Source organism: Abyssisolibacter fermentans, assembly GCF_001559865.1.
Classification (GTDB): Bacteria; Bacillota; Clostridia; order Tissierellales; family MCWD3; genus Abyssisolibacter; species Abyssisolibacter fermentans.
Genome location: NZ_LOHE01000058.1, coordinates 1 through 12106 on the forward strand (window position 1 = coordinate 1; position 12106 = coordinate 12106).

The 12106-nt window shown below is 28.4% G+C and carries 10 protein-coding genes; 7 read left to right on the forward strand and 3 right to left on the reverse strand.

What is annotated here, in order from left to right:
- The first annotated feature begins 494 nt into the window (after window positions 1-494).
- Both cuyB and AYC61_RS10095 read left to right on the forward strand, forming a co-directional pair.
- Window positions 495-1190, forward strand: a complete 696-nt coding sequence (gene cuyB / locus AYC61_RS10090) for a cysteate racemase (protein WP_066501068.1) — start codon at window positions 495-497, stop codon at window positions 1188-1190.
- Between the two features lie 118 nt (window positions 1191-1308).
- Window positions 1309-2358: a DmpA family aminopeptidase gene (locus AYC61_RS10095; RefSeq protein ID WP_066501071.1), complete on the forward strand. Its 1050-nt coding sequence runs from the start codon at window positions 1309-1311 to the stop codon at window positions 2356-2358.
- A 212-nt stretch (window positions 2359-2570) separates the two neighbouring features.
- On the opposite strand, the gene AYC61_RS10100 is transcribed toward AYC61_RS10095, so the two are convergent.
- From AYC61_RS10100 to AYC61_RS10110, 3 genes are all read right to left on the reverse strand, one after another.
- Window positions 2571-5816 (reverse strand): S8 family serine peptidase, encoded by a 3246-nt coding sequence (locus AYC61_RS10100; protein WP_066501079.1) that lies wholly within the window; start codon window positions 5814-5816, stop codon window positions 2571-2573.
- 290 nt (window positions 5817-6106) lie between these two features.
- Window positions 6107-6970 (reverse strand): S-layer homology domain-containing protein, encoded by an 864-nt coding sequence (locus AYC61_RS10105; RefSeq protein WP_066501082.1) that lies wholly within the window; start codon window positions 6968-6970, stop codon window positions 6107-6109.
- Window positions 6971-7415: 445 nt separating this feature from the next.
- Window positions 7416-7988 carry a manganese catalase family protein gene (locus AYC61_RS10110; RefSeq protein ID WP_066501084.1) on the reverse strand — a complete coding sequence of 191 codons (573 nt, stop codon included), beginning with the start codon at window positions 7986-7988 and terminating at the stop codon, window positions 7416-7418.
- Between the two features lie 469 nt (window positions 7989-8457).
- Between AYC61_RS10110 and AYC61_RS21860 the strand changes: the two genes are divergently transcribed.
- From AYC61_RS21860 to AYC61_RS10130, 5 genes are all read left to right on the forward strand, one after another.
- Window positions 8458-8694, forward strand: a complete 237-nt coding sequence (locus tag AYC61_RS21860) for an ATP-binding cassette domain-containing protein (RefSeq protein WP_275935235.1) — start codon at window positions 8458-8460, stop codon at window positions 8692-8694.
- 156 nt (window positions 8695-8850) lie between these two features.
- A complete protein-coding gene (locus AYC61_RS10115; RefSeq protein ID WP_066501089.1) occupies window positions 8851-9207 on the forward strand; it encodes a hypothetical protein in 357 nt (118 codons plus the stop codon).
- Window positions 9208-9427: 220 nt separating this feature from the next.
- Window positions 9428-10408, forward strand: a complete 981-nt coding sequence (locus AYC61_RS10120) for an ABC transporter ATP-binding protein (protein ID WP_066501092.1) — start codon at window positions 9428-9430, stop codon at window positions 10406-10408.
- On the forward strand, window positions 10405-11199 hold the full coding sequence (locus AYC61_RS10125; protein ID WP_066501108.1) for an ABC transporter permease: 795 nt from the start codon (window positions 10405-10407) through the stop codon (window positions 11197-11199). Before AYC61_RS10120 ends, AYC61_RS10125 begins: the two co-directional genes overlap by 4 nt.
- A gap of 2 nt (window positions 11200-11201) precedes the next feature.
- The gene (locus AYC61_RS10130) at window positions 11202-11996 is read left to right on the forward strand and encodes an ABC transporter permease (RefSeq protein ID WP_066501110.1); all 795 of its coding nucleotides are present in this window, start codon (window positions 11202-11204) and stop codon (window positions 11994-11996) included.
- Window positions 11997-12106: the final 110 nt, after the last annotated feature.

Here is a 12106-nt window from a genome sequence, read left to right on the forward strand (position 1 = left end):
TCTTCCTCTGAGTAAGCGATTTACTCTAAATTTAGGTTCTCTGCTTAAATATAAAGCATATTATTCAAAGTTATATAGATAATTTTGTTTAAATATTATAAAATAATTTTTATAATGTAAAAGAACCAATAATATAATATGAATTATATGAGTCAAAGGTGTATAAAAAAAGCAGAATAACTATATTAGTTTGTATATTGTTATCATTATTTGTAACAATACTTTTATGGCTAACTTACAGAATAGCTTTGCCAATAAAAGTTTATTAGTAGGAGTGTATAGTATCAGCATTTATGATACCTTTGTTTATAGCAGAAATGCTATCATTTTATCCTATTCTAGGGAAAGCAATATATATGACATAAACTACTAGAAATATTACAAACCTGAAACTTCCAAGTGCTTCGCTAAATTATCTATTATTGATATGACAAAATAAATGCTAAACAATTATACAAAAGAGGAATTATTTAATTTATGCAAGGAGGATTATTATGAGTAAAATATTAGGCATAGTTGGAGGAATGGGACCATTAGCTACTTCAATATTATATAAAAAAATCATATATTTCACAGACGCAAAAATAGATCAGGAGCATTTAAATATATTAATTAATAATAATGCTGCTATACCAGATAGAACAGAATATATATTAGGAAAAGGAGAAAGTCCGCTAAAAAGTCTTATAGAAACTTCACAAAACTTAGAAAAAGCTGGAGCTGATTATTTGATAATGCCATGCAATACAGCACATTATTTTTATGATCAAATTGTTTCAGAAATAAATATACCTTTCTTAAATATGATTGAAGAAACAGCAGAGTACGTAATAAGTAATTGGAAAATTGATAAAGTTGGATTACTTGCAACAAAAGGTACATACATTTCAAAAGTATATGATGATATATTCGAAAGATATAATATTGAAATAGTAAAGCCAAATCAAGAAAATACAGAGAAAATTATGAAATTTATATACAATATAAAAGCAGGACGAGAAGATATCGAATTAGATAGTTTTTATAATGCAAAATTAGAACTAGAAGAAAAAGGTGTAGATGTATTTATTTTAGGATGTACAGAATTGTCTACAGCATATGATTTATTTGATATAAAAGGTCAATTCGTAGACCCTTTAGAGATAATTGCAAAAAAAGCTATAGCTTTCGGAGGTAAAAAAATCAAGTAAAATAGACCTATATTAGTTGAATATTTGAGTTAACTATGTGCGATTCAAATAAGGCAAACTAACCTATGCAAAATTCAATAAAGATTATAAATCTGATATGAGTTAATGGAGGGTTTTTATGAAAAATCAAAAAAGAATTCGTGATTATGGTGTGACTATTGGAAACATGAAAGTCGGTGAAAGAAATGCAATTACTGATGTTGATGGAGTACTAGTTGGACATTGTACACTTAATGATAATAATATAAAAACAGGTGTTACTGCATTATTACCGCATAAGAATAATATTTTTAAGGACAAGCTAATCGCTGGAAGCTGTATAATTAATGGATTTGGGAAAACTACAGGTTTAATACAGCTTAATGAGTTGGGAACCCTAGAAACTCCAATAATACTAACTAATACATTAAGCGTAGGTACTGCTTATGAAGCTCTTGTTGAGTACATGCTTAAAGAAAATAAAGATATAGGCAGTACAACTGGAACTGTTAATCCAATAATATGTGAGTGTAATGATGGAATATTAAACGATATAAGAGGGTTGCATGTTAAAAAAGAACATGTTTTTGAAGCATTAAAAAATGTTAGTGAAGAATTTGAAGAAGGTGCAGTAGGTGCAGGAACTGGAATGTGTTGTTTAGGTTTAAAAGGAGGGATAGGTACAGCTTCTAGAGTTTTTGAAATAGAAAAAGAAAAATTTACAATGGGAGCCTTAGTACTTGCTAATTTTGGTGAAGGTAAAAGATTAACTATAGATGGCAAAAAAACTGGTGTTGTAATTGAAAAGTTGCTTAAAGAAAATAATAATGAGATTGACAAAGGATCTATAATTATGATTTTAGCGACTGATTTACCACTGAGCAGTAGGCAATTAAACAGAATATGTAAAAGAGCTAGTGTTGGTTTAGGTAGAGTAGGTTCATATTATGGAAATGGAAGCGGAGACATTGTTATTGGATTTTCAACAGCAAATATAATCAAACATTATGAAGAAACAGCAAGTGTAAATATAAAAATATTAAATGAAAATAAAATAGACAGTGCTTTTAAAGCAGCTGCCGAATGTGTAGAAGAGGCTATTCTAAATGCACTAATATGTGCTGATACAACTATTGGACGAGATAAGAAAGAGAGAAAATCATTGAAAGAATTCATTGAAAAAATATAAATTAAAATAATACAGAGGAATTAAAATTCAATAATTTGAATTATATAATCAAAGTAAGGAGCAAAATCTTCGATTATATTTTGGTAATAATGTGATTTTATAGAAAAAGCTTTAAAGGAAATTATAGCTCTTACAATTTTAAAATGTTTATAATTTTCTATAGATTAAAAAAAGCTGGGTCGATTTAACCCAGCTTTTAGAATTCAAAGATATTATTCAGCTACTACTGTTATCTCATTAGATACTCCTAAGTTATTAGCATAATCTAAAACTAAAACTCTTACATTATGCTCACCACTATCAAGTTCATTGATGTTAAACTGACCAGTATCATTTCTTTGAAGTATTGCACCATTTTCAAATAGAATATATTCGTAAATTGAAATACCTTCATCAGTTGCATCAGTTGTCAATATACCAGTTTCTTGGCTAAAATCTAAATTATTGATAACTGGAGCTACTGTATCTACATAAATTGGGAATGTATTAGTATTCCATCTAGCATCTGGGTAATCTATAACAGTTTTAACTTGAAGATAATATTGACCATCAGGAACAACTTCACCATCTATTGTACCATCCCACATCCATGCAGGCTCAAAATAATACATGTCTGCTGAGCTACCATCACAGTAACTTTTTGGTATGCAATCTTCATCAACAAAATCTAATATTTTAGTATCATTAGCATCTAATATATCCATATCTATATATCTAGCATTTCTTAGAAGAGATAATAATGGTAACATATTGTCATATGCGTCATCTCCATTAGGTGAGAATGCAATTTTAGAAGAGTCAAATGAGCCATCAGTTTTTTCTCCTAGATAGAAAAGATCATCACCATAAGTTCCTAATATACCTGCTGCACCATAAAATGATTCTTCATCATATAAAGTACCATCAAGTATAGGAGCTTGATCCCAATCACCGTAGAATCCACAATATGGTATAGAAAGATCATTATTACCGTTGTCAGATAAAATGTCTTTAAACTGTACGAATCCTTCTACAAATGCACCATTTTCGAATAATTCGTCAAGAGTTGCATCTGATACTAGAGCTTTTGCATCATCTAAGTCAATTGATACTTTTACGTCAACGCTACCTTTTATTGGAACAAATATTAGATTTTCAAAACAATCTAAGTCACATCTGCTTTCAAATTCAGCTTTAGTCATATTTTTAATATTGGCTTCATCTTCAATATTTATCATTTCTTTGATTTCGTTTAATTCATTAAAGTTATATTCAATGTTATTCTCATTAGATAGCTTATTAATGTTATTAAACATATTAAAGAAGTTATATTTAAATTTGAACTTAATAGGAGTTTCATTATCTTCATTAACGATAGGTTGAGGTTTACCCAAAATAAAACCTTCATCAACTAAATCTGTAGCAACAGTTCCAGATACTTTGTAGAATAATGGTCTATAAGTAAGGTTTTTAACTTTAACTGTAAAATTAATACTATTATCTACTTCATTAAGTGCAACTTTGCTCATATTAGTTAATTTGTCAACAACTATTGCATCAGCAGTTGTTGCTTTATAAAGATCCATAACTCCTGCACCCTGTCTTCTTGGTGAAGTATATTCAGATACATCATCTGTAATAGGTTCTAAAACAGGATTAGCTGTAGACATCATTAGGTTCTTAACCATTTCAACCTTTTGAGCACCTTGTAACTCTGGGAATTTCTCTTCTACAAATTGTAATACTAATGCACTACCACCTGCAACGTGTGGAGAAGCCATAGATGTTCCACTCATCATTTGATATCCGTTATTTTGATCAGTTGATATGATACTTCCACCTGGAGCAGTAATTTCTGGCTTGAATACTAGATTTGGAGCAAGTCCCCATGAACTAAAGTCAGATAGGTAACCAGAAGTAGGACTTAGATTCTTTTCAATAAATTCTACGTTTATATTTATAGTTCCATCTGCCAATAGTTCTTCTAATGCAAGCCCTTCTTCTTTAGAAATCATTGCGAAAGGTATTTCCCATCCACCTTGGTTTTTATAGAAAGTAGATAAACCGTGATCATATACTAAAATACCTATAGCACCTTTTTGTGAAGCCCATGCAGTTTTATCTCTAAATGAATAAGAACCTCTACTAACTAATACTACTTTGCCAGTAACATCTATTCCTTCATAATCTTCTAAAGCACCTAGCTTAGAACCACCAATAGCAGTTAATTCTAAACCTGTAGTTGATGATAATCTATCAGCCCAATCATCTATACCATAACCAACTATATCATTAGCAATGCCAGGAGCTTGTATACCATGTTTATATAAATAAATAACATTATCAGAAGATGCAACTTGGAAAGATTCAAAAGTTGTTCCAGGAGAACCTACAACACCTATGTCTGGGTTTTTTGCTAATGGATCAAAAGGAGAACCAAATTTTTCAGAGTTTCCTCCTGAAATAGCTACTACAAGACCATTATCAACTGCTCTTTTTACAGCTTGTTGTTCAGGATCGTCAGGCTTAACAAAACCAGCTGTAGAACCTAAACTCATATTAATAACATCTGCACCCATTAATATTGAATCGTCTATAGCTTCAATATATATGTCACTCCAAGTGTAAGCTATATCACCATTACCAAATACTTTCATAGCAAGTAATTGTGCTTCTGGTGCAACACCTTTTATTCCACCATTTTCTTCATCACCATTAGCAGCAGCAGTACCTGCTACATGCATACCATGTCTGGAAGCATTTGGACCTAAATCTAATATTTCTAGATCATTATCAAAGTAATTATATCCATAAGGAACTTTATCGGTACGCCATGTTCCAGCTAAACCTAAGCTTTCAATAAAAGCTTGGTCTAATTTTTTGTTTTCTGGATTTGATAGTACCATATCCTGATGACTTGGATCTATACCACTATCTATAATAGAAATAACTTTACCTTCACCAGTATATCCTAAGTTTTCCCATACAAGTCTAGCTTCAATAGTACCTAAGCTCTCATGCATTTCAGGTTCAGGTCTATTATACTTATTAGCTACATAAACTTTTTTTACACCCGATAATTTTTCTAATTCTTTAGCTTCTTTAAGAGTTGTTGTACAACTAAATCCGTTAAATATGTTTGTAAAAGTTTTATGAACTTTAACTTTTATGTTTTTAGAACTAAGTGTGTTTGTAAGTGTGTTTTGTTCATTTTGTATAGTTTTAGTCATAGATTGAATTGTATTATTATCTAATTCTGAAACCTTCTTATTATTGTCTGTAGCGTGTGAGATTAATGGTTCTTCGGTTAGTTCAACAATTATACGTATTTGATCACTATCATTTAAACCTTGAATTCTTTCATCTAAAGATATACTTTTCTTATTCTCCATATAATTTAACTCTGGAGCAGCAAAAGCCATTGAAAAACTAGATAGTACAAGTGTTAAAACTAACATAATAGAAAAAAGTTTTTTCATAAAATATCATCATCCTTTCTTGTTTTTTAAAAGAAATTATAGAAAGTAAAATTAAGAAATAAAACTAAGAAGTAAACTAAGAAGTAAACTAAGAAGTAAAACTAAGAAGTAAAACTAAGAAGTAAAACTTAAGAAGTAAAAAATTATTTAGATTGATTAATAGGCATCACCAACCTTTAGTAGATTATAACTTCATATATAAATTTTAACATTAATATAAAAAAATTCAACAAAATTCGTTCGACCTAAAAACTCTTTTTTCATAACAGCGACATATTATTACAGCGATTTTAGTATTTATTTTTTATAGGATTTAAAACATTTGGAAGGTTAAGTTTGAATTTATATTGATTTTTTAGTATATGCATGTCTATTTCTATATTAATTTTTCGATAAGTTATTACTTGAGAATATAATTTATTACGTTCAGGAGATATGATTTTCATATTAATCAAGTATTCACCATTTTCTTTTTCAATTATATTTTTTATATCCATGTTATAGCCTGGATTTGGGAATGCTTTTATAATAGTTAGTATAATTTTATCATCTTTTTCTTTTGTTGAAATTCCTTCTGTGCTATTACCTAAATTTTCTCTACTTATTATTTTATAGCTTATTTTTTTCATATTTACCTCCAATAAATCATTAAAATTCTGAAGCAACATAATAGATTGGGCTAAAGTTATTTGTTCATTAGGTTTAACTAAATCATTGGACACTCCTTTTATTATTTTTAATGAATAGAGTTTTTTAATAGCACTAATATAGTCCTGCTCAATATTTTCAATATCACTAAAAGGTAGCGTTACATCACACGTTTCAGTTTTTATAAGATTTGAAATAGTTTTAAAGGCATCCTTTCTCAACAGTCCTTCTATAGAAGCCTCTTCTACAGTAAAAGTAGTTTCTATATTATTTCTAATGCAGAAGTTATTCATGATAGTATTAAATTCTTTTACTGAGATACTTTTATCTAGTAAAGCTATCTTGGTTGAGCTATTTAATATGTCAGGAAACATAACTTTTGCAAACTGTTCATTTATGTTTTCAAATAACCAATGGTTTTTGTTATCTTCCGTAGAATCTGCATAAGTATATCCAGAAAATAATATAAACGCTGTAAGCAAAATGCTTAGTAATTTTTTGAACATATTTAACTCTCCTTTCTAAATTACATTATATAACATAAATAACAAAAAACACACGGACATTATAAATAATATATAAACAAAAGAAGTATAGTTTAATTTTTTATAACTTAATAGGTTCAACATATAAATATATAGGGTAATAATAAAAATATAATTATAAGCACTATAGTAAATAGTATATTTTATGAGTTAATAATTACAGGACAGATAGTTTAACATACTATTATCTTGTAAGATAAGTGAATATAAAGATTCAAAAACTTATTATGTTTGGCTTAATGAGATTAATTTAGAATATATAAATGATTGTTTGAATTTTCGCAAACAAAAAAATCTGAAATAATAATAATTACTATAAAAATAGCCTTAGAATATTTCTAAAGCTATTTCTCAAATTAAACAAACTCAAAAGTAATTAGCGTGAGATAGTGTCTGAGGTTTTTGATTAATAAAACTTCTTACAATCCTGTTTTTCTTGAACAATCCTCAATGTTTCACCGAATCTTTGAAAATGAACTATTTCTCTTTCTCTTAGGAATGTTAATGTATCGGTTACCCCTGGATCATCACTTAATTGTATTAAGCTTTCATAAGTTGCTCTTGCTTTTTGTTCTGCTGCCATATCTTCAACCAGATTAGCGATAGGGTCTTCCTTAGATTGAATAAATGTTGCTGTCCAAGCTACTCCACCAGCTGTTTCTGGGAATGGACTCCTACCATGAGATGCAAAATGTGCTTCAAAAGGTGTACCTTTTATTTTACACACAGGAGCATTTTTTACAAGCTGCCAAACTAATGTACCTATTATTTCCCAGTGAGCTAGTTCCTCAGTCCCTATGTCCGTAAGAATCCCCTTAGCTTCGTTAGTAGGCATACTATACCTTTGAGTTAGATAACGAATACCAGCAGAAAGCTCACCATCAGGTCCACCAAATTGTTCTAGTATCATTTGAGCTAAAGCAGGATTACAAGTATCCACTCTTACAGGATATTGTAGTTTCTTTTCATATTTCCACACAACGATTTAAGCCTCCTTGCTCTAATCTATACGAGAGTCATAATTTGTTCGTAGTTTTAGAAGTTTATGATTCTATATAGATTATAAAAAATAAAACATGTTTATATTTATAATATGTGTTTTTTATATTACGTGTGAATTCTTGGTATGTAGAAATACTACAAATAATCTATAAGTAGACATTAAATTCAATAATGAAGTATTGTTCTGGTATGAAAGCCCATAATGTTTGAGTAGAAGACATAGTCGTTTCATTAAACAAAGAGTAAAAGCCAAATTATAAAAAATTGTTAAAATAATTAATCAATGATAAAATATAATAAAAATAAAAGAAAATGTTAAAAAGAGCATGTATTATACATACAAAAAAATCTAACAAAAGTGTATAGAGTACCAAAAAAGAATAAAATGCAAGACGTTAAAAAATTTTTTATTTCCATTTCATGAAGACAAGATAGCAGTAGATAATATAAGCTTTGATATAGAAAAACATGAAATAGTTGGTTTTGTAGGATTAAATGGAGCAGGTAAAACAACAACCATTAAAATGTTGTCGGAGATATTGACACCAACATCTGGACAGATAACTACAAATGGATATATACCATACAAGAGTAGAAATAAGTTGTCTATGTATATTGCTGTATCATTATTACATAATCCAAAGATAAGAGTGTCAGAGGTTTTTAATTATATCATGTACTAAAATTTATTTATGAGTAAACAACTATAGTAGTATACATCTAATTCAATGAATTTGCATGTAGTATATATCCATTGTTCTTCTTTTAAATATGAATAGTAATTCTAAAGAATAGATGTATTTAATAAAATTTCAATTTATAGTGGGAGGAATTGAATAGTGTTAAAAAATAAAATATTAAACTGCTTAATAGCTATTGTATTAATTACAATAGTAGGTTGTAGTAAAAAAACCGAGGTTACTAAATTTGACTTTCCTCCAATGATTTTTTGGAATGATACGCTTTATTATGTGAAAGATATAAGTTATTCATCTGCAACTATACAAGATATAAACAATAAAATAGGCGAAATAAACAATGTAATTGATGGATCTATGAAACCAAAAACAAATGGAAGTGCCAATATATTTAAAAAAGGTTGCAGTATATATACTTTTAGAGGTAGAAATGAGAACGAAGTGATTGTAATAGAATATGAAGGAAAATACTATATAGCTTCTCCTAAAAGTTACTAAACTAGAAATGACAGCAGAATACTAAAACGAATAAAAGAGATATTGACAAAGTATGGCATAACCATATTGTTCTGGTATGAAAGCCCATAATGTTTAAGTAGAAGATATAGTCTTTTCATGAAACAAAGAGTAAAAGCTAAATTGTAAAAAATTGTTAAAATAATTAATCGATGATAAAATATAATAAAAATAAAAGAAAATGTTAAAAGGAGCATGTATTATGATACATACAAAAAATCTAATAAAAGTGTATAGAGTACCAAAAAAGAATAAAAGAAAGACGTTAAAAAATTTTTTATTTCCATCTCATGAAGACAAGATAGCAGTAGATAATATAAGCTTTGATATAGAAAAAGGTGAAATAGTTGGTTTTGTAGGATTAAATGGAGCAGGTAAAACAACAACCATTAAGATGCTGTCTGGAATATTGACACCAACATCTGGACAGATAACTGCAAATGGATATATACCATACAAGAGTAGAAATAAGTTGTCTATGGATATTGCTGTAATAATGGGTCAAAAGTCAGTAATGTTTTATGACATACCAGCTATTGAGTCTTTTAAATTCTACAAAGATGTTTATTCAATATCAAGCAATGATTACAAAGAAAGAATGGAATTATTTATAGAAAAATTAGATTTAAATAGTATACTAAATATCCCTGTTAGAAAGCTGTCACTTGGACAGAGAATGAGATGTGAGATTGCTGTATCATTATTACATAATCCAAAGATATTATTTTTGGACGAGCCTACTATTGGACTTGATATAATAGCCAAGCAGAAGATACTGGATTTTTTTATGTATTTAAATAAGAACTTTGATACTACTATATTTCTAACTACACATGATATAGGTGATATTGATAAAATTTGCGAGCGTATAATGATTATTGATAAGGGTATTATCAGGTATGATGGAGCGGTAAAAGAACTTGAAAATAGAGATAAATACAAGATAGTTGAAATTATGCATGAAAAAGATATCAATGTAAATGAAATATTAGATGGTATACAAAATCAAATTTTAGAATCTCAGAGATACAAAACTACTATAAAAGTGGATAAGCAGGAAGTAGGAAATGTTGTTAACAATTTAATTAATAATGATAAGATTGTTGATTTTAATATAAATACATTGAGTTTGGAAAGAGTACTACAAGATATATATATAAACGATCAAGGAGAATCGTCATGATAAGCAAATATATGAAATTAGTGAGAAGATTTATTATAATTTCTTGGCAAGAAATATATGTTTTTAAATTTGAGCTTTCGATGGTGCTGCTGCATTTAATATTTAATACGGGTTTTGTATTTTTATTTTGGTATTCACTGCTTAGCAATATAAAAGAGCTTGGGGGTTGGAATTTTTCACAATTAGCTATGTTTAGTGCAATTACATTATTTGGTGAAAGTTTAGGAGGATTATTTTTTGGATTTAGAGATTTGCCAAGTAAAATAGTAGCAGGAAGCCTAGATAAATATTTAAGCAGACCGATAAACACATTGTTTGCAGTATTGTTTGAAAGTGTTTCAATAGTTTATTTTATACAACAATTTTTAGTAAGCTTGATCTTAATAGTAATTGTAGCTATAAACAGTGCGATATCTATAAAAGTAAGTAATATAGCATTGAGTATTATAGTAATGCTTATAGGAGTACTAATTTATAACTTTATATATGGTATTATAACATTTACGGCATTCTGGTTTGGTAAAATAGAGGTATTTAGAGGGTTGATACTAGGTTTAGCGGAAAGCAAACAATATCCTTTAAACATTTTTCCAAATAAGATGAAAATAGTTTTAACATATATAGTTCCGATTGCATTTATATCGTATTATCCTGCTGTCATATTATTAGGCAAAATGAGCGTTAATTTTATGTTCTTTGTCAAGCTTTTTATTTTTTATTTTATAACGTTTGGTTTATTCATAAAGATATGGCGGTTAGGAATAAAAAGATATGAGTCAAATGGAGGATAAAGATGAAAAAATATATTTGTATTTTGAGAATTGAGCTATGCAGAATAAAAGAATATGTTTTAAATTTTATAGGGCAAATTATGTACTTACCATTAAAGTTATTAATATTATATCTAATATGGAAATTTGTTTATGCAAGTACAAATACAATAAAGAATTACACTTTTGAAGACATTATCACATATTATTTCTTACTGAATATACTTGAAACTGCAATAATGCCTGTAGGGATAACTGCTTATCAAGTATTTACTGATATCAATACAGGTAAGTTGAACATGTATTTGACAAAGCCAATTTGTTATCCACTGTATCAATTTTGTACTAAGATAGGGTACTTTTTTTGGGGAATAATATCAGGATTTATTTTCTTGTATTTGAGTAAAATTATTGTTGAAATCAAACTAACAGTAAGTATTGCTAATTTTGCATTAGCATTTTTAAATGTTTTTCTAGGATTAGTAATAATGTATTGCTTATTTTTCATAGTAGGTGAATTAACATTTTGGGTAAAAAATATAATGACACTCAGAGATAATTTATGGAATGTTATAAAATTATTATCAGGGCAAATATTACCGATAGCATTCTTTCCTAAAATCATAGGTGATCTATCAGGATGGTTACCTTTTCAATATATCTATTATGTACCTATATCAATATTTCAAGGGAGATATGCAGGAATGCAGGCACTCAAGCATCTAAGATTTCAGGCTATTTGGGTAGGCATACTTTTGGTTATTATGACAGTTTTGTGGGTTGTAGGAGTAAGAAAGTATGAATCACAAGGAGGATGAAGAATATTAATCTTTACTATTTGAAGCCTGTGTTTATCAATATTAGAGATAAATACAGGCTTTAAAGTTGTGTATAGATTTAAAAAGATTAGTATAATTTTTCATGAAAT

What these genes read in the sequence shown, in the direction of transcription:
- AYC61_RS10120 (WP_066501092.1), top strand. Translation starts at nt 9,428, where the DNA reads ATGATACATACAAAAAATCTAATAAAAGTGTATAGAGTACCAAAAAAG.
- AYC61_RS10130 (WP_066501110.1), top strand. Translation starts at nt 11,202, where the DNA reads ATGAAAAAATATATTTGTATTTTGAGAATTGAGCTATGCAGAATAAAA.
- AYC61_RS10100 (WP_066501079.1), bottom strand. Translation starts at nt 5,816, where the DNA reads ATGAAAAAACTTTTTTCTATTATGTTAGTTTTAACACTTGTACTATCT.
- AYC61_RS10125 (WP_066501108.1), top strand. Translation starts at nt 10,405, where the DNA reads ATGATAAGCAAATATATGAAATTAGTGAGAAGATTTATTATAATTTCT.
- cuyB (WP_066501068.1), top strand. Translation starts at nt 495, where the DNA reads ATGAGTAAAATATTAGGCATAGTTGGAGGAATGGGACCATTAGCTACT.
- AYC61_RS10095 (WP_066501071.1), top strand. Translation starts at nt 1,309, where the DNA reads ATGAAAAATCAAAAAAGAATTCGTGATTATGGTGTGACTATTGGAAAC.
- AYC61_RS10105 (WP_066501082.1), bottom strand. Translation starts at nt 6,970, where the DNA reads ATGTTCAAAAAATTACTAAGCATTTTGCTTACAGCGTTTATATTATTT.